17 protein-coding genes are annotated in these 22188 nt (G+C 47.5%); 4 read left to right on the top strand and 13 right to left on the bottom strand.

Annotation, left to right across the window (positions count from 1 at the left end; all coding sequences use genetic code 11):
- Positions 1 to 60: 60 nt before the first annotated feature.
- The 9 genes from K9J17_10180 to K9J17_10140 form a co-directional block, all read right to left on the bottom strand.
- The gene (locus K9J17_10180; GenBank protein MCF8277093.1) at positions 61 to 927 is read right to left on the bottom strand and encodes a histidinol-phosphatase; all 867 of its coding nucleotides are present in this window, start codon (positions 925 to 927) and stop codon (positions 61 to 63) included.
- 76 nt (positions 928 to 1003) lie between these two features.
- On the bottom strand, positions 1004 to 1372 hold the full coding sequence (locus K9J17_10175) for a four helix bundle protein (GenBank protein ID MCF8277092.1): 369 nt from the start codon (positions 1370 to 1372) through the stop codon (positions 1004 to 1006).
- A gap of 68 nt (positions 1373 to 1440) precedes the next feature.
- On the bottom strand, positions 1441 to 2013 hold the full coding sequence (locus K9J17_10170) for an HDIG domain-containing protein (protein ID MCF8277091.1): 573 nt from the start codon (positions 2011 to 2013) through the stop codon (positions 1441 to 1443).
- Complete coding sequence (locus K9J17_10165) at positions 2006 to 2749, bottom strand: HAD hydrolase-like protein (protein ID MCF8277090.1); 744 nt, start codon at positions 2747 to 2749, stop codon at positions 2006 to 2008. Before K9J17_10165 ends, K9J17_10170 begins: the two co-directional genes overlap by 8 nt.
- 74 nt (positions 2750 to 2823) lie before the next feature.
- Positions 2824 to 3885, bottom strand: a complete 1062-nt coding sequence (locus K9J17_10160) for a DUF2804 domain-containing protein (GenBank protein ID MCF8277089.1) — start codon at positions 3883 to 3885, stop codon at positions 2824 to 2826.
- Positions 3886 to 4004: 119 nt separating this feature from the next.
- Entirely contained in the window at positions 4005 to 5942 is a 1938-nt protein-coding gene (locus K9J17_10155) for a T9SS type A sorting domain-containing protein (GenBank protein MCF8277088.1), read from the bottom strand.
- 134 nt (positions 5943 to 6076) lie between these two features.
- Entirely contained in the window at positions 6077 to 7648 is a 1572-nt protein-coding gene (locus K9J17_10150) for a tetratricopeptide repeat protein (GenBank protein MCF8277087.1), read from the bottom strand.
- Between the two features lie 22 nt (positions 7649 to 7670).
- A complete protein-coding gene (gene lnt / locus K9J17_10145) occupies positions 7671 to 9290 on the bottom strand; it encodes an apolipoprotein N-acyltransferase (protein MCF8277086.1) in 1620 nt (539 codons plus the stop codon).
- A gap of 68 nt (positions 9291 to 9358) precedes the next feature.
- Positions 9359 to 10525, bottom strand: coding sequence for a T9SS type A sorting domain-containing protein (locus K9J17_10140; protein ID MCF8277085.1), 1167 nt, complete (start codon positions 10523 to 10525; stop codon positions 9359 to 9361).
- A gap of 140 nt (positions 10526 to 10665) precedes the next feature.
- On the opposite strand from K9J17_10140, the gene K9J17_10135 reads away from it, so the two are divergent.
- On the top strand, positions 10666 to 13536 hold the full coding sequence (locus tag K9J17_10135) for a histidine kinase (protein ID MCF8277084.1): 2871 nt from the start codon (positions 10666 to 10668) through the stop codon (positions 13534 to 13536).
- 5 nt (positions 13537 to 13541) lie between these two features.
- On the opposite strand, the gene K9J17_10130 is transcribed toward K9J17_10135, so the two are convergent.
- On the bottom strand, positions 13542 to 13769 hold the full coding sequence (locus K9J17_10130) for a YgiT-type zinc finger protein (protein ID MCF8277083.1): 228 nt from the start codon (positions 13767 to 13769) through the stop codon (positions 13542 to 13544).
- On the bottom strand, positions 13766 to 14047 hold the full coding sequence (locus tag K9J17_10125) for a DUF4258 domain-containing protein (protein MCF8277082.1): 282 nt from the start codon (positions 14045 to 14047) through the stop codon (positions 13766 to 13768). The genes K9J17_10130 and K9J17_10125 overlap by 4 nt, the downstream gene beginning before the upstream one ends.
- A gap of 30 nt (positions 14048 to 14077) precedes the next feature.
- Here K9J17_10125 and K9J17_10120 point away from each other — a divergent pair, with 30 nt between their 5' ends.
- The 3 genes from K9J17_10120 to K9J17_10110 all read left to right on the top strand — a co-directional run bounded on the left by K9J17_10120 (position 14078) and on the right by K9J17_10110 (position 18458).
- On the top strand, positions 14078 to 14854 hold the full coding sequence (locus tag K9J17_10120; GenBank protein ID MCF8277081.1) for a response regulator: 777 nt from the start codon (positions 14078 to 14080) through the stop codon (positions 14852 to 14854).
- Positions 14855 to 14949: 95 nt separating this feature from the next.
- Positions 14950 to 16941: a T9SS type A sorting domain-containing protein gene (locus K9J17_10115; GenBank protein MCF8277080.1), complete on the top strand. Its 1992-nt coding sequence runs from the start codon at positions 14950 to 14952 to the stop codon at positions 16939 to 16941.
- A 155-nt stretch (positions 16942 to 17096) separates the two neighbouring features.
- Complete coding sequence (locus K9J17_10110; GenBank protein ID MCF8277079.1) at positions 17097 to 18458, top strand: T9SS type A sorting domain-containing protein; 1362 nt, start codon at positions 17097 to 17099, stop codon at positions 18456 to 18458.
- A 58-nt stretch (positions 18459 to 18516) separates the two neighbouring features.
- Here K9J17_10110 and K9J17_10105 read toward each other — a convergent pair whose 3' ends face one another.
- Together K9J17_10105 and K9J17_10100 are read right to left on the bottom strand one after the other, a co-directional pair.
- Entirely contained in the window at positions 18517 to 19257 is a 741-nt protein-coding gene (locus K9J17_10105; GenBank protein ID MCF8277078.1) for a LytTR family DNA-binding domain-containing protein, read from the bottom strand.
- A 17-nt stretch (positions 19258 to 19274) separates the two neighbouring features.
- Entirely contained in the window at positions 19275 to 22157 is a 2883-nt protein-coding gene (locus tag K9J17_10100; GenBank protein ID MCF8277077.1) for a histidine kinase, read from the bottom strand.
- Positions 22158 to 22188: the final 31 nt, after the last annotated feature.

The raw sequence follows: 22188 nt of genomic DNA, 5'->3' as shown, positions 1-22188 counted from the left end.
AAGTTGCCAAGTTCTGAAATGGATGACGTGACAACATTGCCGAATTGTTAAGAATGGAAATTAGATGTCGTAGCCTTCTTTGGTCAAACCAACCTCCGACCATTCGCCATCAATGAGAATCACACAGCTATTGTAGCCTACATTCAACAGCAATTCCGCAGCGGTTCCGAACTCGCCCAAAATCTCATCTGGAGTGTGTCCATCGCTGTTGATCTGTACTGGAATGTCGAGTTTCAAAGCCTCTTCCAAAACCCACTTGCTCGGATACGTTTCGTTTGCACGTTTCTTATAAAGTCCGCGCGTATTCACTTCCATGATGGCATCGGTCTTGGAAATGGCTTCCAAGGTTTGCATCATTTCATCGCGATACCATTTGTCATTTTCAGAAAAGAAGTGCTCGCGCAGATTTTGCATTTTGATCTTATCGAGGTGCCCGACTATCTCAGGACAATCCTCAAGAAGCATTTCTCGTGTAAGTTCAAAATAGCGCGTTACGGCCGCTTTCACATCGCCACCAAATATCTCGTGCAATCCTTTCTTGAAAGCTTCCAGCGTTCCATCGATCTCCCACCCTTTTCCGCCAGTGAACGAGTCCACAAAATGAATTGATCCAACAGCGTAATCGAGTCCGGCCGTTTGTAGGAAATCGGCCGTTGGGCCCATTTTATCAGGAATGTAATCGACCTCCAAACCAAGAAGAATCTCGATCCGGTCTTCATACTTCTGCTGAAGACGATAGATCTCGTCAACATAGCCTTCCAGATCATCAATCTTCATGGCCCATTTGCAATCGAAAAATGGGATTGGAGCATGCGATGAGAAGCCGTAGGTCGGCATTCCTAATGCAAGTGCTTTTCTAATGTAATCTTCTGGGGTGTTGGTGCCGTCACAATAGTTGGTGTGACTGTGGTAATTCGTCCAAGACATTTTAGAAAGTAAACTGAATAACTAGTGAACAGATGAACGGAAGAACAGAATAAGTGAATTCCGTTGGGATAAATAGCTAAGCATTGATGTTCTTTTGAGCAGTTTGAATTGATGAATAAAGAATCGCGTTCAATTCTCCGCATTCTTTAAATATGGGTTCAATCGAGGAAGGTTTTGCGATTTCTGTTTTGCTCATAATCCTGAGATTCACGGACGTTTCACGCAATTCCTTCTGACAAAGTTTCATTTTATGAATAAAGTCTTTGCGAGATTCAGCTGCCTGTGCTTCCGCACAGATCAAAGCCGGTGCACTTCCAGAACGTAATATCTGTCCTCCAAAGTAGCGTGATTCCTTACTGTCAGATAGCTTTCTCACTAACTCAATAATACTTACCGAAAACGTTATCAACCGTTCTTGAAGATCGTATTTCCCGTTAACAGACATGAATGATGTAGGAAAGATAATCCGTTTTCTAATTGATGAGCAAGTTTTTCTGTTCCTCAGTTGGATATTCATCTGTTATCCAGATGATTCTGCGCCATTTTTTCATACTGTTTCATATTGGGCAATGGAACGCCAATTTCCTTGGCCATTTCGTCCCAATGGCGCATGCGAATGATGGTTGCGCAAAGCGGATCTTCTTCAAACGCGACAGCTTCTTCGGCACTCATTATTCCACCTTGATATTCGAGTGTTTTCTTGGATGCTTCGGAAAGTTTGCCATAATAATCTACATCGGCATAGCACAAATAGCGCTTAGCTGCCACATGGCTTTGAACGAGTTTCGCCACATTTTCGGAGAAACCTCGCGCACGAAGAAAATCGGCACCGAGTTTTTCATGTTCCATCACGCCATAACCGCCCATGTTTGGTTTGTCTCCGTTCATTTCGCAGAGATGACCAATATCGTGGAATAGCGCAGCCAGAATGACTTCTTCTGCGAAGCCTTCCTTTTCGGCACATTGCGCTGCCTGACAAGCATGTTCTAATTGTGAAATGGCCTCACCGATATAATCGGCATTGCCGTGCTTTTTGAAGAGGCCGAAAACCTCTTCGACCGTTTTTTCAATGGAATTATCAGGCATTTTTCAATCCAAGCTTCTCAATCAAGAAGCCTTTCAAATGCCCAACTGTTGGCAGCAATCCGTCATTGTCCAACCTAGAAAGTTCTGCCTCAGTATGCGAACCATTCGTTACCGCTAGGCTGTACAGGCATTTTGCATTTCGGCCAGCGGCAAGATCAACAGGCGTATCTCCGATTTTCACCACTTTTTTCGGGTCTGTGATTCCGAATTGCTTCATGGCTTTTTGGATCATGAACGGATGCGGACGGCCTTTTTGAACTTCGTCAGAAGTGATAGACATGTCAATAATTGAACTGCCGGTGGACACGTAATTCTCATCCAAGCCTTCATCCCATCCCAATTTCTCCAATATGATATCTGTTACTTCTCGGTAAAAACCGGTAGTCAAAGCCACTTTCACGCCATTATCGCGCAACCAAGCCATTGTTTCCAACGCGCCAACTGTAGGATGCTGGTCTGTTTCTTCGTAGTGAGCTTCCAAAAGATCGCGGAAAGTGTTGTAAGATTCCTCCACTTTGTCTTCCAGATCAGGATGGTTTTCTCCCAGTTTCTTTTTCCAGAAAGTTTGGAAAACCACAATCTTAGACCAACCCATCATGGCATTGATCTGTGCTCGACTTACGTTCAATCCATTTTGAACGCAGGCCTCAAGAAAACAATCCTCGATCTCGCCATTGTCAACCATCGTGGTTCCAGCCATATCAAAAACCACAAGAGAAATTTTGTCAGATAACATATGTTTGATTTTGGTGCGAAAATAGTTTTGGTAACCATTCAATCAGCATCCGAGGCAATTAACTTTCAATTAATTCAAGCTCGCAGATAAAAATCCTCGCCCATTCCGAACATTTCCTTTATCTCAATCTTCTCTCCATCGCGGTTTTTGATGAAGCCATTGAAGAAACCGTACGGGCCTTGGTATTTGCTTCGCAGAATGAGCAGATTCACGTCCACGGCTGTGTGAATGACTGGACGGAATTGCAGATCGATCGTGCCGTATTCGTCTTTCACGAACCAAATGCCTTTATAACCATCAGGTCGCGTGACCTTTATGGGTGGAAGCACACTCAACTTTCCATCGTGCCAAAGGCAATTCTCGTTGTTCTTTTCGTGATCGAGAATCTGATTGTCGGTGCAATTGAAACCAATCAGTTTGCCTTCCGCATCGCGGCCCATTCCTGTTACCCAATCGTAAACGGTCGGGTATGGATAGTAGCCTTTGTGATCGTCAATGATGAGTTGGCTGATCTTCTCGGGGAACGGAATTACATCCTTCCCGAACTGAATGCTCCCTGAAACCGGCATCAGACATTTGTGCGAATACATGGCCTTTTTCTCTGAAAACGGCATGCACACCACCATCGGTTCGTAGCGTTTTGTGTCGTGAATGCCTTTGAATTTCGCCTCCACATCTGGCAATCCTTTCTGGTTTCGGATGGAAGCCGTGAGTTCGAGCAAATTATTGTTCAGATCATGCTTGGCAACTACGCTGAAATTCTTGCTGATGTAGCTCGATTCTGTTCCGAACAAGCCCGTTGCCACATCAATAGACCAAGGCGCTACCTTCTTCTCGTAACGGTATTTTTTGTTGTTGATGATATCGTAAACGATGAACTGTAGCAACGAGATCTTCTTCGCATTATAGATCGCCACCATTACAAAGTGCGTTCCATTGCTTATCTGAAAAGCCTGCCATTCGCGTAGCTGCATCCATTTCAGTAATCGCGGCAGCGGAAGTTGATACGGCTGTTCAGCATCTATCAGATTCGGGTTTGATATCGGCCCATCGAACGAGGCATAACTGAACTTCCCGTTCTCGTAAAGTTTTGCTGGCGCTGGTTGTAATGGCCGCTTGTAGGTTGAACCGCTCATAACGCGAAGTTAGAACGTTTAGCAATTAAGGAAGGGCCCATGCTAAACGGTGTCACGCAAAAAAGAAAGACCGAAAGGAAAATTTTCTTTCGGTCTTGTCTTACAGCCAATGCTAATGCTTACAGTAAAACCAAGCGAACCGTCTCGCTAGTTTGTGATGTATTGATGGTGCAGAAGTAAATGCCACTTACGAGTTGGTTTCGATCAATGGAAACGCGATGCTGTCCGGTACCGAATGAACCTGAAGCAAGCGTGCTAACCTTTTGACCAATAGCATTGGTGAGCTCCGCTGTAACTACTTCTGTTCTATCTAATGAGAATTGCACGATTCCTTCACCGTTCATCGGATTCGGATAAGCGAGCAGACCGATGCTAGCAACTGCATTCTCATCTACACCCGTTACAATCTCTGACACATCAATAGCAGCCACAAAACCGAGGCGCACATCGGTTGGTGCTGTGAGTCCGAATAGTGTGCCATTGAAATCTCCGCTGAGGATGATCTCTGGACCATTTACATCACTGTAAACCATCTGCGTTGGGTTGCTTCTAATGTTGTTCTCAAGACTTGAAATGAGGTCGAGACTCTCCGTCTCGCTTCCATCCAATCTTCGCACCCATTGATAATTTCCATCAGCGTCATACTTCATGAGGAACATGTCCGTGATGCCGTTAGAGTAAAGCGTATCGGGCGCGGCTGTCTCAATACCGAAGATGGCCATCTCACTGAATATACCATACACATAGGCGTTGCCCTCGGCATCGTTGACCACACGATTGGCTTTCGCGTAATGCGTACCACCACTTCGTACTGCCCATAGGGCGTCTCCTTGTAAGTCATATTTTACTAGGAAGACACAATCAATCGCGCTATCCGATTCAAGAACAATATTTGAACCGACAAAGCTTGCCTCTCCTTTAAATTGGCCCGCAACGAACATACTGCCGTCAAGATTGCTTGCAACATCGTTGCCAACCACCTCTTCGCCAGCTCCAAGGAAACTCACGTAATACCAGTCGCCATTTATGTCGTAGCTCATCACAAACGTGTCGTAGTTGCCCGTTCCGTTCTCGTATGTAACAGACGAATTAGGGAATTCCACAAGTCCTTCACCAAGCACCCCAAGCACGTTGATGTAGCCTAAACCATCTATGGAAAGCGAAGTGATAACATCATCGCCAGGCGTTCCTGCAATAGAAACCCAGAATGGCGAGCTCCCGTCCGAGTCGAGCGAAGCCAAGAAGAAGTCGCCCATTCCGCTCACACTTACCGTTTCTCCGAAGAGGTTTGTCCCTGAAAAACGCCCTCCTACATACGGATATCCATCGTCATCGAGAATGATGCTCGTGATCATGTTGCGGCCCTCGTTGAGGTTGCTAGCTGCAGCATTGCTTCCGCTCTCGCCACCCAATGCCCATTCCAACTCACCAGCGGCATCATATTTCGCCACAAAAAGTTCGTAGTTGACGAGGTTATCGTTCCGACCGTCACTGAGCGAAGCGACAACTGCTTGATCTCCGTCCAAAAATTGCATGGACTTAACGAAGGTGCCGCCTACATATATCTCGCCCGTGGTCGGATTAACCGTAAGTGCAATGCCACCATCAACAGAAAGATAGTCTGGCAAATTGACCAGACCAGTTGCGGTCCTTATCCAAACCGGATCACCGCTGTTGTCATATTTCGCTATGAAAAAATCGTAATCCTTGCTGGAGGTGATGGTTTGGCTGCCAAACTCTATGGTGCCTGTAAACCCACCGGTAACGATGTAATTGCCATCGCTGTCTTTAACGGTTCCTCCAATCTGAGTGACAGCGCTTGAACCAATAGAAAAAGCAAGGTTTACTGTGGTGGAATTGAGGTTAAGAATCGCATCGTTCTCTAAACCTGAAGGCCGGTCTAAGCCTTCCGTTGTCTGCCGAAAGTCACTCTCTTCACCACACGGTTCGTAGCAATAGGTCATGGTGGCCATTACCGAAGAAGTCTGTAAGAAGTAGGCGCCAAGGACGAGGAATACTACAGCCGCCCGATGGATAAGTGAGTAATGTTTTTTCATGATAATTAGCTTTGGGATTTGATTTTCAAAGCTATAGGGGGTTTTTACAACAGTAACCCTACTTGAACCCTACTGATACTTGCGGGTCTTGGAGAAGCTTGGTCGTTACATTCAATAAGTGCCGATGGGCACGCTCATGCCAACCTGACCAGCCCTTTGAGGTAAACCGTTAACGACACGCTTCGGGGAATTCCCGCCTTGCGTCTGATGGCGGCTCTGTGCTTCTCAATGTTCTTGACGCTGGTACCGCTACGCTCGGCCATTTCCTTCGTGCTCCAGCCACTAACAATCATGGTGCAGGTGCGCAATTCGGCCACCGTCAACGTAGGATGCGCTTCAGAAATGCGTGTCTGAAGCACTGCGTCAGAAATCTGGTCTTGCTCTAATTTCCGTGCATTCCGCACCAGACGCTCAATCCTTCCCTTGGCTTTGGCTGGAATGAGCGCGAGCATCTCATCCAGCAGTGTGTCGCATTTAGAAACCCGATCAAGTAGTGCATCACGCTCATTGATAACTTCCGCCAGTTCCTCCTGCATGGTTTTGGTCTTCTCCAACAGTTTACGGTCTCGTTCGCGCGTGCGCTGCAAATCGTACAAGGCTTCCCATTCTGCCAAGCGTTTGAGGCTAAGCTCATTGAGATGTCGTTCGCGGTGGTAATACATTCGTTCGTGATATTCCAGAGCCTCGTTGGTAATTCCAAGCGCTTTGAAAACCATGTGAAAACCAGTGTAAAGGTCAAAAAGCTGGCTGTGGTCGGTCGATTCTGTGACTAGCGCTTCCGCATCTCTCAATGTGTTGAGCGAAAACTCCCAACGTTGCGAGTCGGCATAAATGCGCGCCAAAGCCATGTGTACGTTTATAAGGATGAGTGCGGGAATCTTGTCTGACTCTTCAATTGCCCCTTTCAGCTCGGTTTCAGCTTCCTCGATCTTACCCATTGCCCTTAATGTATCCGCTCGACCGGCAACGCTTTGCGCCCAAAAAGGCATGCCGCCCGCTTTACGCAAGAGCTCAATGGCTTCGCCCCAGCGTAGGAGCGACTTCGGATAATCGCCTGTCTGATAGTAGATCTTGGCCATATTGCCAATGATCATTCCAGCATGAAAATCGCCACCCACAGATAAACGCAGGTTCAAAGCCTCTTTGAACATTTCTTGCGCCTCGGCCTTTTTTTCCAGTTCGCCCAGCGCGGTACCAATAGACATTTTCACGTTCGATAGCTGCGACCTGTCTCCCACCTTTTGCAGCAGTTCCTCTGCTTGTCGGTAACTGTTCAATGCCAAATGGCTTTGCGCCATCCTTTGATGAACAATGCCCATGGTGGTAAGTACCCATGCACGCTCATCATGCAAACCCTTGCCGTTGATGAATTCGATCATTTCCCGACCAACTTTCAGCACCTCCTGAAACTCCGCCTTCTGAAAATGCCAGTAACACCGTTGGTGAAGGTATCGAGCCACAATGGTTCTTGGCGTTTCATCGCGGATATACACATCCACCTCCTCGAGCAGCTTTGTCGACAGATCCAATTCCATTCTGAAATTGGCTCCCGATGCCAGTGTGAGCTTCGCCTGAAGAATTTCATTCCTGCTTTTACTCTCTTCTGCCAATTTCAAGGCTTCGGAAGCAAGTTCATGAGAACGGGAACGATCGCTAATACGAAGGCTCCAAGCTTCTTCATTTAGTTTATGGATTTGTTTTTCCATGTTGGTGTAGCTAATCTATTCTTTATCCTAAAAACTTGTTCTCTGTTTTGAAACTGATGATGAACATACTCACACTTCCAATTGCACAAAATATTGGAAACCACTGCGGCCACCGACTGTAAACTGTTCTTGTTTTAGACAATTGCACTTCTTCTGTTGAACTCACCGCTTGCTGAGTTGGCACTTTCCCGTACACCCGCCCGAAGGGGTCGGTGAAGAAGGTTCGTCCGGTGGTGCCGCATTTAGCAATGGACCGCCTCGTTTCAATGCTTCGGAGTCGTGTGAAACATTCTACTTCATAGGCGATGGTCGGCAAATCGTCCAATCTGCTCTCGTTGGTGAGTGCTGCGATGAAGTTTTTGCCTTCTCGGGCTGCTTTTATCGAAGGCAAGGGATAGAAAATGTCCCAACAGATGATGGGGCTGACCTTTACAACTCGCTCATCTCGCGTGGCGAAAAGCAACGATGTAGGTCCTTCTCCTGCACTGAAATTGGCCCCATCGCCAAGATCAATTGTCAGCTTTGATAAGCACGGCCACTTATCCGAATACGGAACATACTCCGTAAATGGCATCAGTTGCTGCTTATGATATAATTTCAAACTGCTTATATCGAGGCCATTTTTCAAATGGCGCCAAGCCAATTGAGGAGTAAGCATTGCAGCAGAATTATAGACCTCATAATCGCGATCAAGATATTGCTGCAAGGCGGGTGTTTCTTCAACTGATTCGTAAAGCTTCCTATCCAAACAGCCTGTGAGCAAAGGCGTATTCCATTTCAGCACATTGATCATCAATTGCTCGCGCGCAACTTTCCTTTCTATAATCGGAACAGGCATAGCGCCCTCTGGCCAAATCACGAGATCGGAAGAGGATTGCTCTACTGCCGATGTGGTTAATTCGGCATACTTCATCACGTTCATCGTCATGGCAGAATCCGTGACCAACAGATGCGGTGCATTGCCCGATTGGATGAGGCTCACCGTTACCTTTTCGTCCAAATTATCTTCTAAAGAAGAATGGATGAAAAAGGCATAAGCAAGCGGAGGCATGAACATAGCAAACGCAATGGTGAAAAGCTTTTTCAACCTCACTTTTCCTGTCGCGTTGGTGGAAGTGTCGGCAATGACGATAGCGATCAGCACGTTCAGTAGCACCAGCCAAAACGAAATGGCGCTGTAGCCGAAAATGTCGATATGCTGCACCAGCCACAGCATCGGTGCCTGACTGATGTACATGGCAAATAGCGGCATCGAAAGGGCTGATTCGAGCACAAACCACTCAACCACAGGCCACAGCAACGGAAGTATGAACAGCGACCGTTTCCAACCGACTCTGTTCTGCAAGAAATAGCTGACCACGAACGGCAGGCTGAACTGCAACGCGCCCACCGCAATGAGCACCGCACCTCCAACGAAATAGGCGGTGAGGAACGAGAACATGGCAATGAAAAGATAGACCAGACTGAACACATATCCCGTGAAGAAATAGCCCACGAATCCTTGTGCTTGGCGCAATGCCAACAACACCGGAACGAGGGCAACCCACGCCAAAAGCGCCATCGGCAGTCCGAACACCTCATTATTCGCTAATCCGAGCAGAATGCCACTGAGGATACTGTATGTAAACGTCTGTCTTGTCATGTTGCTATATGAAAAGCCCCAACCCGAAGTTTCGGGTCGGGGCTTAAAATGACCTATTGATCGGTTGACTATTTCACCATCAATTTACTTACACTCAAAACAGAAGTATCAACACTTCGCACAACCATATTGTACATTCCAACTGAAAGGTTGGTTGGGAGTGCAACTCGCGCAACGCCTGAACTGGTTGAAACCGGAGTGGAGAACACTTGACGACCTGTCATGTCAAACAATTCAATCGTAGTTGCATCAGTTTTATCCTGAAGTTCAACGTTCATCACATCTCCTGCTGCAACCGGGTTCGGATACATTTTCATCGCATTGAAAGAAAGGTCATCTCCAATGGAAGTAGAAAGTTCGGCAGCACCTGGACGATAGAACACCGTTGATACAGCGCCTTGCTCATCAAGATTGATGTTTAGCGCAGTTGTTATGTAACCAGGGACATAGAAAACGTAATATTCCTCTTCGAAAATAGATCCTTGGGTCAATCCGAATGTATTCAACAACGGTGCTGGAGCCAATTGTCCGCCTAAAAAGAAGCTATCAAGAACAGCACGCTCCACTTTAATAAGTACAGCATCCAACGCACCTGAAGGGTTTCCGTTTACGTCTGGAATGGTAAGTTGACCCTGACCCACAACAGTTCTAACGTGCGTGTTGGTGCGTTTCTGTTGTCCAGGAGTATTGTTCAGTGAATACGCAGCGACCGTTAGCTCAAATTGAGTGTATTCGATATTGCTCTGAGTCCACGTATCCTCATACTGAACAGGAAAATCCAGCAGATTTAAACGTCCTTCGTATGTCTGCACCTGCGCAGGGAAATTGAGTTCATCGTTGGCTCCTCCTGTCATAAAAGAAATAGAGTTGATAGATTCTTGCAACACACGGCCTTGTTCGTACCATCCGTCCGCATCAACAGCTTCGTAGAGGCTGGCCGGAATAGGAAACCCTTGAAAGCTGAGTTGCTGATCGCGGTGGTTCAACGCGGTTGGAAAATCTGAATCTCCACTCGCATCATAATAAACAGTAGTGGTAGGAAGGGCAGAGACCAACCCACCATAATCCCAAGTTTGGTTGTCGCCATGCGTTGGAAGCGCAACTCCGTTGGACACGGCTTGGACTCCATTGTCAACGAATCCCGCTGGGCGAGGAAAACTGCTTTGATCAATAGTTACCTGTGCCAAAAGCGGCAAGGCAAAAAGGCTGAAAATTGAAGTAATTGTTGTTTTCATGTTAAAAGGGTTTTAGTTTGTGATGTCAAAGCTATCGGGTCAAATCCTGCCACTAACCCCACCAAAACCCTACCCTTTAGGCAATCCGACACGGTGATGTCTGGAGTTTCAATTCTTTTCTCTCCCTACTTTTAACCGCGATGAAAACGGCCATTTCATTTCTGACTGGAATACTGATCTGCTTTGCAGCTTTAGCACAGCAGCCATTTTCCTATCCTTTGACGCCCGATGAAATCCCCAGCAAGGAGGTTTATCGCATTCTTCAAGATCAAGAAGGCTACATCTGGATAGGCTGCAATGCAGGACTTTTCCGCTACGATGGCGCAGCATTCAAGCAATACTCAAATCCGGAAATGAGCGGTAGAGCACTTTCCAATTTGGAGTTGGATGCAAAGGGAAATCTGTGGTGCGGCAGCTTTACTGGACAGATTTTCCGAGTTGAAAATGACAGCCTAAAATTGTTTGTCGATTGGTCGTCAAAGCAGAAGCAATTTCCCAGTTTTGGAACAAGCCAAGACGGAGTTTGGCTCAGTTCTGACAATGGAATTTATCATGCCTCGGATAACGGTAAAACCACTCATTTCAAACTTCCCGGTTCCGAGCGTCAAGAAATCGACATAATCTTTAATGATGGTCAGGGTGAGGTGATCACTTACTTTAGAGGAACTGGGTTTCATAAGCTAAATTCAATAACTGGTCAAGCCATTCCATTGTCATTTGCTCCCATTTCCCCCACGCTTTCTGAGGGCCGTTGCTATTTTACAAAATGGAAAGGAATGACGCTCGTTCTCTGGCAGCAGGTAAGCAATGGGAAATCCGTTTGGCTAGAGATAAAGGAAGATCGCGTGGCACTTTTTGAAGGTTTTCAAGCCGAACCGATCACAGCTCGCGTAAATCGAATCTGCAGCGACCGTCAGAACAGACTTTGGGTATGTACTAACGCTGGAGCCATGGTGTTTGATGGATCGGAAACGAAAACCTATTTCCCCGATCAGCGTGTTTCTGACGTGATGGAAGACCGTGAAGGAACGCTTTGGTTCACCACTTTGGACAACGGAATATTGGCAATGCCAAGCATCGGAATTCGCACCTACGGCAAAGCTCTTTTTGGCAAAAAGTTGTCCAATTCGACCTCACTGACCTTAGATGCATCTGGCCAAATTCTGATGGGAAATTTTGATGGTGCGGTAATCACATTCAATCCGAAATCGGAAACGATCAGACCATTCCTTGAGCCCAAAAATGGAATGCACCGAACAGTTGAGCGACTTCAGTTTGAGGATGGGAAATTGCTAGCTGCACGTGGTTCTTTTTCAATTTGGAAAAATGGACAGATTGATGAAATATCTGTTGGAGGAAACGCAAAGGACTTCGTACGGTGGGAGGGCGACACCATTTTGATTGCAACCGTTACAGAACTCGCGAAACTGCATCCTACTGTCGATAGAAAGTGGGAACGGAAACAGCTTCGTGAAGGATTTTGTAGAAAGGTTGTCATTACCTCCAAAGGAGAAATTTGGGCAGCATTCAAAGACGGAGTTTATTACGGAAATGACTTAAACCTCGTCCCATTTCTGAAAGACGGAAAGCCCGTTTTTGCTGCGGATATTCAGATAGATTCCTTGGATAATGTTTGGATCGCCACGATTTCGAACGGCTTGTTTAAGGTTTCTGAAGGAAAGATCATTGAGGAATTCAACACTTCAAACGGACTGGGTTCTGACAACCTTCATTGCATGGCGCTTGCCAACGACACGGTTTGGATTGCCCACGCCAATGGTCTGGACCGTTTTATCAATGGAAAATTCACTCATTTCGGTTTGCTGGATGGCATGCCGTTGAAAGAAGTGAACGATATGCTCGTTTCAAATGGAAACGTTTACCTCGCTTCGCACAATGGTCTAACGGTCGTTCCGTCCGCTTCAATTCCTACAAATGCGACCCCTCCAAAACTCATCACCAATGCCATTTCGCTTGGCGATAGTCTTATTTCAAATTCGGAGAACGCTTCATACAATTACACATTCAACGAACTGAAAGTGGATCTGTCGGTGCTTGCCTTCCGAAGTCGGGGAAGCTGTAAAGTGAAATACCGACTCCTCGGTTTGGACACAAATTGGGCTGAACAGACAGGTAATCACATTGAGATCGTTTATAACGCCCTTCCTGCAGGAAGTTTCCAATTTGAGGCATTTGCGTTGAATGAAGATGATGTGCAAAGCGAGGAGCTCGTCTCATTCAGTTTCACCATCAATCCACCCTTTTGGCAAACGTGGTGGTTTTACCTTTTGGTGGCTGCTTTGTCCATCGCGCTGGTCTCGGGATTGTTCCTTCTTCGAATCCGCCACATCAATAGAAAGGCAGCATTAGAGCACGCGGTCGTCACCTCAAAACTCACGGCATTGCGTTCGCAGATGAACCCGCATTTTCTGTTCAACGCACTCAATTCTATTCAGGAGTTGGTGCTGAGTAAAGATACCAAGAACGCTATCCGCTACCTCGGGACCTTCTCTGGTCTGACCCGCACCATTTTGGAGAATTCGGCCAAGGAAACGGTTCGTCTTTCCGAAGAAATTGACATGCTGAACCAATACTTGGAATTGGAAAAACTCCGTTTTGGTGACACACTTGAAATTTCGATGGTTATTGGTCCTGAGATTGATGCTCAAGGAACACGCATTCCGCCTATGCTCATTCAGCCTTATGTGGAAAACGCACTGAAACACGGCCTGCTTCATCTGCAAGAAAACCGAAAACTTGTTCTCGAATTCGAAGAGAACGGTGGCGTGCTTCAAGTGACGATCGAAGACAACGGTGTCGGTCGCGCCAAGGCAGAAGAATTCGCGAAGCAGAAAAAGAAACACCGAAGTTTTTCTTCCGAAGCCACGGAAAATCGGCTTCAAGCTATGAAGAACGGGAAAGGGATTTCAGGTTCTGTTGAGGTGATCGACCTTTATGAAAACCATGTGGCAAGCGGCACGAAAGTCATTCTGACAATTCCGATCCATTGAACGGTTCAGGCCACCTTGGCACTGATAACTTCCAATTCAGCATTTGAGTTCTCCGCTTTCTTTAGATTATCTAGAATGATCTGTGAGGTTTGCTCACTATAGAACTTCGCTCCGCAATTGTTGCAAACCATAGCAGGCAAATCTTTCAGAATGATAAGACGGCCGTTCTTATTGAACAATTCTTCGGTCGTTCCCTCTTTACATGTTCCAATTTGGCAGGTGCTACAAATCATGGCTCTTGTCGTTTCGTTTCTAAATCGTTCTCCCAAATGTCGGTACTTGGCAGGTATGCTGTAATGACGTGAACGGTTTGCAGATGTTGTGCGCAAACCACATGAATGGCGCGTCCATCAGGAAATCCGAGCACCAGTCGCGATAGACCTTTGGGGTCTTCAGGATAAGTTCTAATCACCTTTCCGTTCAATACAACTTCTTTCACGTTTTGAATAGAGATGTTTTCATCACTCATTTCAATCAATGCATGCTTCGTGAAGTAAAAATTGACCGTCATCAATACAAAGATAGCGGCCAACTCCACAAGTTGGAAACGTACTTTTATGGCGCCATGATCAAAGCCATCCTAGTTGACGATGAGGAGCGCGCCCGAAAGGGGCTGAAGCAATTGCTGGAAATAGCTGTGCCCGAAGTTGAAGTGGTGGCGATGTGCGTCAACGTTCCTGATGCCGTGATCGCCATCAATCTCCACAAACCCGAAGTTGTTTTTCTGGATGTGGAAATGCCGCAGTATTCGGGTTTGCAAATCGGGCAGTTCTTTCCCGAAATGAACTTCCACATCATTTTTGTGACCGCTTACAGCGAATACGCCATCAAGGCGTTTGAGCTTTCTGCGGTGGATTATCTACTCAAACCTGTTCAGCCCGAAAAGCTTACGGATGCCATCCGAAAATTGAAGGAACGAACGGCTTCTGGAATGATGAGCGAACGCATGCAATTGGCCGAGCGTTCGGCAGAGAACAAGGATTTCAATCGCATCGCTTTACCTGTTTCAGACGGTTTTCTTTTTGTGGAGATAAAGGATATTGTGCTCTTGGAGGCCGATGGCGCCTACACGAAAGTGCATCTCGAAAACGGCTCCGAACTATTGGTCAGCAAGCGCCTACTCTTCTTCGAAAATGTATTGGAAGATCGCCCGTTCATGGTACGAGTGCATCGCTCCTATCTGGTCAACTTCAACTTTGTGAAACGCTACAGCAAATCCGAAAGTTTGTTGGTGCTTGATAACGGTCAAACGGTTTCCGTTCCTAAGGAAAAGAAGGCGTTTATTGAAGAAACTTTGCAGCGCATCAAGGTCGGTTAGCGGTTTCATAAACCCAAACAGCCGTTTCGTGAATTGCCGTCTTAAAAGCTGAGTTCGCGGTTAGATTTTCGCATGAATTTCAAACCCAATTCATCATGCGAAAATTATACTCAGTACTCTTTTCATTCATCTTTATTACGAGCGCTTTTGCACAGGTTCCAACGAGCGGACTTGTTGGCCAATGGACGTTTACGAACGGTTCATTGTACGATTTCTACACTTCTACATCTGCTGTCGCCCAACCGGGCGCAGTGACGACCACAGACCGCTTCGGAAACGCGGGAAACGCCTACGACCTTCCTACTGCTGCATATTTGACATTCGGTGACGTATTTGACGTTGAAACAGGCGGAACCAACGATTTCGCTTTCTCATTCTGGGTAAAATTTGACCAGATAAACAGCACTTACCGATACATGCTTGGCAAGGCCGCTTTTGAAAGCACCTGCGGATTGGCAGGTCGCGAATATGCGTTTTTGATCAATGCTTCCAATCAAGTAGAGGCTCAGCTCTTCGGGGCGCTTACTGGCGGCCACGTGCGCTACAGAACCAATGGTACGGTTTCGGCCAATGCTTGGACGCACATCGTTTATTCCGTGAATGTCGGGCAGTTGATAAGTAACAATCTTTCGGGAATGAAGATCTACATCAACGGTGTACTTCAGACCACCAGCATCTCAGAAACCGTAAGCACCGGAATTGGTAACGGAATGGACAACGGAACGGCTCATTTGAGTGCCGCCCGTTATGCTGGCGCCAGTGGTGCTCAGTGCGGAACAACCCAATATTTGGATGGAAAATTTGACGACCTGCGCGTTTACAACCGTGTTCTTTCTGCTCAAGAAGTCCTTGATCTTTACAACGAGGAGATCTGCGATCAAGCTGTAATCACCACGCAACCGCCAGCTGCTGTAGCATTCTGTAGTGGCGGTTCTGCCGACATTAGTATTGATGTCGCAGATACGGATGCCACTCTTGTTTGGCAGGTGAACACAGGCAACGGATGGGGTTACTTGACCAACCAGACCGGTTCAACGATAACCGTGACCACGGCCGGAACCTATCGGGTAGAAACTCAGAGTGCTTGCGGTGCTTATGGCTATTCTGAAGAGACCGAGGTGGCTGTTGATGCTCCAGCATTCGTTTCGCAAAATGCTTCTCCATCATACATCTGCCCTTCGGTTGGTCATGTAGAACTGAATGCCTTTGCAGTGGGTGAAGGAATGACCTACCAATGGTATCGCAATATGGCAGGACAGCCGTATGGAAACCAGAACTCCATCGTTGGAGCTACTAACGAAACGTATCAAGCTGCAATTCCAGACGTTTATTACACAGTGATAGTTACCGCTTGCGGCAACTCAATCACCTCCAACTATATTCAGGTTGCAAACGGTTCCGATAACTCTATAACCATTGGAGGGTTTTCTCCAGGCCTAGGGACAATCTGTGCGGGGCAAAGCGTAACCATTGTAACACAAGTGGCTCAGAGCAGCTCCTTTGTTTGGTCGCCAGCCAATGGCACAGGCAACGGACAGTATCTCGTTTCTCCAACCGAAACAACCACATATACCGTGACTGCCACCAGCAATACTTTCGGATGTTCGGCTACCACCACTGCAACTGTTACCGTAGTTGACCCTCAACCAGAGATTGTGGAAAACATGGGAACCTTGGAAATAACTGGCGGAACTTTCAATGGCTTTCAGTGGTATTTGGATGGAAACATCATTCAAGGTGCTGTAAGTGCTACTTACACACCAACAGTGGATGGCGATTACACGGTTTATGTAGTTGAGGGTAGCTGCAGCAATACCTCTGACCCATTCGCTTACACAGGCGTTGCAACAGGAATTGCAAATGCTACTACAAACGGTTTAAGCATCTACCCGAACCCGTTCAACTCAGAATTTGTGATTGAAACCATCCAACCAACACAGATTCGTGTGATGAACGCCTTGGGAGAAGTTGTTCTTTCAAGAACGATAAACGGAAGAACAAGCATTGATGCAAGCAGCCTTTCGTCAGGCATCTACTTTGTACAGGAAGAAACTTCAGGAGCCGTGATGAAGCTCGTGAAGAACTGATGTTTTTTCAGGTAAGTGGGTGAAAGGCGCATTCGAAAGGATGCGCCTTTCTTGTATAGGGCGTTTCGTAAAGCCAGAAGGGCGTTTCGTGAATTGGTCTCGCAGAACTTGAATTCGCTTTTGGACTTTCGCGCGAATTTCAAACCCAATTCATCATGCGAAAACTATACTCAGTACTCATTTCATCCTTACTTTTCTCTAGCGCCTTTGCGCAAACTCCGTCAAACGGAACCCAAACGATCGATTCCGGTGGAATTACTGGCATTCAAGGCCATGTCGATAACGCGAATGATGATCCGGTTTTCAATGCAACAGGTGGCTGTCCTCCAGCGGTCATCACTTCCCAACCTCCATCAGCGGTTGGTATTTGCCAAGGTTCAACCACCACAACCATCAGCGTGGCAGTTGCCGAACAGACAACCACTGTTCAGTGGCAGAACTTCGTTAGCGATTGGGAGGACATGACCGGAGAGGTTGGTTCAGACCTCGTCATATCGCTTGCCGGATACTATAGAGCGAAGTTGACCACCGATTGTGGAACAATCTCTTACTCTGTCGAATGCAGCGTGGCAGGAAGCGGCCCAGTTATCCTTGCACCCCTTCCGTCATCACTTTATATCTGCCCGACTGAAGGATTTCGCGCAATAACCGTTGACGCGATCGGTTCAGGCATCACATACCAATGGCAGTCCAGTCCGAACAATAACGCCAACATGTCTGATATTGTTGGGGCGAATGATGCCACCTATAATGCAACAGAAGGGTCTACCTACTATCAGGTCATCGTTTCCGCTTGTGGGGTTAGTATTACTTCTGACTATGTGCTTGTAAACACTGGTGTTGACAATTCAGCTACCATATTTGGAGGCAATACAAGCATCTGTCTTGGAGCTTCCCGCATGTTGTCCAGCCAAGTAGCCCACAACTCCGTATTGGATTGGCAGCCTGGAGGAATGACTTCTGCAAATGTCACCGTTTCACCAACTGAGACCACCACTTACACGTTTACTGCCACCAGCACCACGTTCGGTTGCACAGCTTCGGCTACTACCACCATCACGGTAATTGATCCGCAGCCCGAAATAGTGGACAACATGGGAACACTTGAGGTAACAGGTGGAACCTTCTTCAACCTTCAGTGGTATTTGGATGGAAACCCCATCAGCGGAGCAAACAACTACAGCTACACCCCAACGGCCGATGGCGACTACACCGTTTCCGTGACAGAATCTGGCTGCAGCGGCACCTCCGACCCATTCGCTTACACAGGCGTTGCAACAGGAATTGCTGATGCTACTACAAACGGTTTAAACATCTACCCGAACCCGTTCAACTCAGAATTTGTGATTGAAACCATCCAACCAACACAGATCCGTGTGATGAACGCCTTGGGAGAAGTTGTTCTTTCAAGAACGATAAACGGAAGAACAAGCATTGATGCAAGCAACCTTACTTCAGGCATCTACTTTGTGCAGGAAGAAACTTCAGGAGCCGTGATGAAGCTCGTGAAGAACTGATGTTTTTTCAGGTAAGTGGGTGAAAGGCGCATTCGAAAGGGTGCGCCTTTTTCGTTTGTCAACGTCCCAATCTTTCCATCAGAACGGGAACGCGGTCCATGGCCACACTTACATGTCGGTTGCCTTGCAGGATGAGATTACCACCATCCGTTTTCACATACTCCGTAATGTGATCGACATTGACAATAAACGAACGATGACAACGGAAGAATTTCGAACTATCGGTCAATAGCTGCTCGAAATATTTGAGGTTTCGACTTGCCAAAACAGAGCTTCCATCATTTAGGAAGATGGTGGCATAGGCCCGTTCGCCTTTCAGGTAAAGAATATCCGAATGGTCGATGAAGCGATAGCCGTTCAGCTGCGGAACCGCCAACTTCGAGTTCGCTTCCGAATTCAAATTCTGGCGCAATAGTTCGAGCGGCTCCAACTCTCGTTTGTTGCGGTTGATGACCCGAAGAACAGCCGCACGCAGTTCGTTGGGAGAAATGGGTTTGAGCAGATAATCTACAGCAGAAACCTTGAACGCCTGAATGGCATAATGGTCGTAGGCGGTGGTGAAGATGATGTCGAAATTCACTTCGCCTTCGCTGAAAAAATCGAGTATTTCCAAGCCGCTATAGCTCGGCATTTCTATGTCGAGGAAAACCAATTGAGGAGCAAGACGTTTGATGGCCTTGATGCCATTGGGCAGGTCATCGCAATCGGCAACCACCTCCACTTCGGGGCACAGATCGGCCAGCATGGCACGAAGCATTTGGCGTGCGCGGGTCTCATCATCCACAATGATCGCTTTCATCCTCTCCATCCTGTTCTCTAATTGCTTGTTAATGATTGCACTGCGATAGGCATTCTAAGTACTACTGTTGTGCCTTCGGATTGTCCGTCTTCCGCTTGCCTATCGATGTATTCGACCGTAAACCCATTGGGCAATGCTCGGTTCATCAGCTCCAATCGTTTCTGCGTGGCCTCGGTTGAAAACGGCCTGTGGCGCGCGGCTTTGGCATTTAATTCTTCAGACCGCTTTCGCCCAACGCCATTGTCGGTGATGGTGACCACGAGTGACGCGCTATCTACCCGAAACGAACAACTCAGTTTCCGATGTTCTTTGCGATGAAGCAGACCGTGTTTCAGCGCATTCTCGACATAAGGCTGAATAAGCATGGGCGGAATCTTGATGAGGTCGATATCGATGGCAGAATCAACGTTCACTTCTACTTCCAAACTTTCTTCAAATCGCATCTTTTCCAACTCAAGATACAGATTGAGCGCATCCAATTCTTCGCGCAGCGTAACCAATTCGTTGGTACTCAGATCGAGGACCTTTCGCGTTAGCTGTGCGAATTTTCCGAGGTAGTTGACCGCGTTGGTTCGGTCGTTCATGTAGATGTAACTCTGAATGGTATTGAGCGCATTGAAGATGAAATGCGGGTTCATCTGCGAACGGATGGAAGCCAGCATGGAGCGTTCTAGGTCTTGTTCTAGCTTCAATTTCTGCTGAAGCAAGAGATTCTGTCGGCTCATCAACCTTACGCGATAGCGATACAAAGCATAGAAAGCTGCTGCGAGGAAAAGAATGCCCAGCAACTGAAACCACCAACGTTTGTAAAGCGGTGGGCGAATGCGCATTTCAAGCGAAGTGCTTTCTGAAACACGACCATCACTCAAGAGCGTTCGTAATTCCAATCGGTAATCGCCAGGCGAGAGAAAAGGCAGATTGACCATTCGCGACATGGGGTCGTTGGTCTGCCACAGGCCATCGTTTACCCGATACTGAACGGCCAGCGCGCTCAGATCGCCAAACCACGGCACGGCATAGTGCAACTGAATGCTGTTCTGTTCGTGATGAAGCGAGATGGGGCCAATCACCGCGATAGGTCGGTCGTTGCTTCGGAACTCTGTGAGCTCAACCAGTGGGACAACACGTGGGTTCGTCTCAAAATTCAGCTCAGACCGGATAATCCGGTTTCCAACAGCAAGAAAGAGTTGACCATTCCTTATCGTAAAGTCGGTGATCACATCTCCATTGTTGAGGAATGAGGTGTTCACGCTTCGGTGCTTCCAAGTGCGCGGATCGATGGCGTGAATGGTCCTTTCCTTTCGTACATAAAGCACGTTCCCCACCAATTCCATTCGGCTGAAGGGGCCTTGTGGCTGTTCCAGATTTCCGATTACCTTGCCATCGCGAAGCATGAGAATTCCTTCTTGCAACGTGGAGGCGATCAAGGTGTCGCCCACCCAAACAAGGCGATTGGCAAGCACATCCCCGTAAAGTGGAACTGCAACGGAATCAGTCTTTGGGTCGAATTCCCAGATGCCCAAACTGGTGGCAACCTGTGCCTTTCCTGTGCTGGCGTTGTAAGCAGCGGCAGTGGAACGAAAAGCGGCAGCACCCATTCCGATTTGCTTCATTTCGGCCTTGGGATTCTGTGGGTCAAGCAAATTGACGGTACTTGTTCCCGCCATCACAATCGGACCGCTGTCATCCGTTTTAAGAATGTCCTTGCCAGCGGCTGTCATGGTACTCAGCTCGACCCCATTCTGCGAAACATAGACCCGATCGGCTGCCACCACGGTCAATTCCTTTGATTCATCATGAAAGACCACATTGACCCGATGCTTTGCCTTGGCCGAAACGAAACGGCTGAGGCCGCCATTCAACACTTCGAGCACATCTCCCGACTCGGTACCTACCAAGACCTTTGAACCTTCGAGTTGATGATTGAAAACCGTGAATTGTGCGTCCTGCTTTTCCCAGTAAACGCTGCGCAGATCTGGTATGCGATAAATCCCATTGTCGATGGTGGTAACCCAATAAGCCCCGTTGGCATCGATCATCGTGGAAGACACGCTTCGGCCTTGCAACAAGGGCTGTGGAAACCAGCTGTAGGGCTTTAAATGGCGGTCGAAGAGGTAGAGCCCGCCTGTGGTGCCCACCCAAATCATGGTATCGCCAAAGACCCGCACCGATTGAACGACCTGATCGGGCGGAAGAGCCGAAATAGCTTTGCTGTTTTCGCCCAACTCAAAGACCAATCCCGAATTGCCCGTTTTGGGAAAAGCATAGACCTTATCTCCCATGCTAGCCAAGAGATTTGCACCCAAGTCGAGAAGACCCGTAAATTCGAGCGTTTGCTTAGGTTCTCCATCCTGAAATAGGTAGAGTTTGCCGGAGGTCATTGCCCAAAGCTTGTTCTGCTGCTGATGGAGCGTATTCACCTCCTCGTCCACTTCCAATGTCATGAGCAGTTTCCGCTCTTTCTGATCGTAGATCTGGATCTTGTTTCCGAGGGCGGTGATAAGTTGCCCCTTGGCATCGAGCAGCATGGGAGCATAGTTGCTATTGCTGGCGATCTGCTGTTCGAAGTACATCGAATCGTTGAGCACATAGAACAATTGCCCAATGAAATTCTGGCACCAGATGCGGCCCGATCCATCTTCTAAAACGTTGCTCACAGCCGTGCCGTTCATCTTCGGATGGGTGTAGGTGATGGCGTCCTTGCCGTCAAATCGGCTCAGGCCCTTTTCGTTGCCGAACCAGATGTAGCCCCGATGATCCTGAACGGCATCAAAAACAATATTGGAAGGAATGCCCGAAGCCTGCGACCAATGCTGCACCATGGGTTGCTGCGCCCTTGCCTCTCGCATGGCGAAAAGCAGCAGGCAGAAACAGCTAAGCCAAAGAGGATGGAGGCGCATGTGTGGCAAAAGTACGGCCCGATTGAGGGCT

This window comes from Flavobacteriales bacterium (assembly GCA_021739695.1).
In the GTDB taxonomy this organism is placed as follows: Bacteria; Bacteroidota; Bacteroidia; order UBA10329; family UBA10329; genus UBA10329.
This window is presented reverse-complemented; position numbering and strand designations above follow the sequence as displayed.

What these genes read in the sequence shown, in the direction of transcription:
- K9J17_10180 (MCF8277093.1), bottom strand. Translation starts at nt 927, where the DNA reads ATGTCTTGGACGAATTACCACAGTCACACCAACTATTGTGACGGCACC.
- K9J17_10175 (MCF8277092.1), bottom strand. Translation starts at nt 1,372, where the DNA reads ATGTCTGTTAACGGGAAATACGATCTTCAAGAACGGTTGATAACGTTT.
- K9J17_10170 (MCF8277091.1), bottom strand. Translation starts at nt 2,013, where the DNA reads ATGCCTGATAATTCCATTGAAAAAACGGTCGAAGAGGTTTTCGGCCTC.
- K9J17_10165 (MCF8277090.1), bottom strand. Translation starts at nt 2,749, where the DNA reads ATGTTATCTGACAAAATTTCTCTTGTGGTTTTTGATATGGCTGGAACC.
- K9J17_10160 (MCF8277089.1), bottom strand. Translation starts at nt 3,885, where the DNA reads ATGAGCGGTTCAACCTACAAGCGGCCATTACAACCAGCGCCAGCAAAA.
- K9J17_10155 (MCF8277088.1), bottom strand. Translation starts at nt 5,942, where the DNA reads ATGAAAAAACATTACTCACTTATCCATCGGGCGGCTGTAGTATTCCTC.
- K9J17_10150 (MCF8277087.1), bottom strand. Translation starts at nt 7,648, where the DNA reads ATGGAAAAACAAATCCATAAACTAAATGAAGAAGCTTGGAGCCTTCGT.
- lnt (MCF8277086.1), bottom strand. Translation starts at nt 9,290, where the DNA reads ATGACAAGACAGACGTTTACATACAGTATCCTCAGTGGCATTCTGCTC.
- K9J17_10140 (MCF8277085.1), bottom strand. Translation starts at nt 10,525, where the DNA reads ATGAAAACAACAATTACTTCAATTTTCAGCCTTTTTGCCTTGCCGCTT.
- K9J17_10135 (MCF8277084.1), top strand. Translation starts at nt 10,666, where the DNA reads ATGAAAACGGCCATTTCATTTCTGACTGGAATACTGATCTGCTTTGCA.
- K9J17_10130 (MCF8277083.1), bottom strand. Translation starts at nt 13,769, where the DNA reads ATGATTTGTAGCACCTGCCAAATTGGAACATGTAAAGAGGGAACGACC.
- K9J17_10125 (MCF8277082.1), bottom strand. Translation starts at nt 14,047, where the DNA reads ATGACGGTCAATTTTTACTTCACGAAGCATGCATTGATTGAAATGAGT.
- K9J17_10115 (MCF8277080.1), top strand. Translation starts at nt 14,950, where the DNA reads ATGCGAAAATTATACTCAGTACTCTTTTCATTCATCTTTATTACGAGC.
- K9J17_10110 (MCF8277079.1), top strand. Translation starts at nt 17,097, where the DNA reads ATGCGAAAACTATACTCAGTACTCATTTCATCCTTACTTTTCTCTAGC.
- K9J17_10105 (MCF8277078.1), bottom strand. Translation starts at nt 19,257, where the DNA reads ATGAAAGCGATCATTGTGGATGATGAGACCCGCGCACGCCAAATGCTT.
- K9J17_10100 (MCF8277077.1), bottom strand. Translation starts at nt 22,157, where the DNA reads ATGCGCCTCCATCCTCTTTGGCTTAGCTGTTTCTGCCTGCTGCTTTTC.